General features: G+C 62.5%; 2 protein-coding genes. Both read left to right on the forward strand.

What is annotated here, in order from left to right; translation table 11 throughout:
• Positions 1-123: 123 nt before the first annotated feature.
• Positions 124-483 (forward strand): Zn-ribbon domain-containing OB-fold protein, encoded by a 360-nt coding sequence (locus AC04MI_RS25560; RefSeq protein ID WP_307595936.1) that lies wholly within the window; start codon positions 124-126, stop codon positions 481-483.
• A 1-nt stretch (position 484) separates the two neighbouring features.
• Positions 485-1,025, forward strand: a 541-nt coding sequence (locus AC04MI_RS25565) for a thiolase family protein (RefSeq protein WP_476499090.1), incomplete at its 3' end; no start/stop codon positions are given.

Consider the following 1,025-nt stretch of genomic DNA (forward strand, 5'->3'; position numbering starts at 1 on the left):
ACTACACGCTTTGCACGCTTTAGGACGGCTAAAGAATGCGCAGCACAAATCCAATGACGGGGCGGCCCTGGGTCACCACACTTCCTGTTGCCGTGGCCATCGCCACCGGAACAGGAGACACCTTTGAAGATCATCAAGCGCGCGGATTCCCACATCCGTGACACCCCTGGCGGCATGGTGCTTGTGGCCACACAGGCCGGCGGTCAGCCACCCCAGTTTCCGCCGATCGAATTCGTTCACAACGACCGGCCGATCGAGGAAATCGAGCTCGGCCCGATCGGCTCCCTCTACAGCTTCACGGTGGTCCATCCCGGCAAGGACAAGCCCGCCTATGCACTGGCGATGGTCGACTTCGAGTCGGGCGTTCGCGCCTTCGGTCGGCTCCTGTTCGATGGAAGCCCGCCTGCGATCGAAAGCCGCGTGCGCGTGGTGCCCTTCGCATTGCCGGACGGCACACCCGATTACGCCTTTCAGGAGCAATGAGATGAAGCAACCAATGATCACCGGCGTGGGCATCACCGACTTCGGCCGCTTTCCGGAGCTCACCGAAGAGGCCATGGTCCAGTCGGCCATCCTTGGCGCCTTGGAAGATGCCGGCACGCGACTCTCCGAGGTACAGGCGTTCTACTGCGGCAACGCGCTCGGGGCCATGTTGCCGGGTCAGCGGGCACTGCGTGAACTGCATGCGCACGGGGGCGCCGTCTACAACGTGGACAACGCCTGCTCCAGCGGAGCGACTGCACTGAATCTCGCATTGCAGGCGCTCAAGGTTGGGCAGTACGACACCGTCCTGGTATTCGGGATGGACCATCTGAGCGGTCTCGGAGGCGGGCCATTGCAGCTGAGCCAGCAAGACTGGAACAACAGGCGGGGCATGATCATGCCCGCCTTGTACGCCATGCGCGCTCGGCGATACATGCACGACCGCGGGCTCAAGCTCGAGACGCTTGCGGACATCTCCGTGAAGAACCGAAAGCACGGTGTTCTCAATCCCATCGCCAAGTTTGCAAAGCTGGCGACCCGCG

This window comes from Acidovorax sp. LjRoot204, assembly GCF_056175785.1.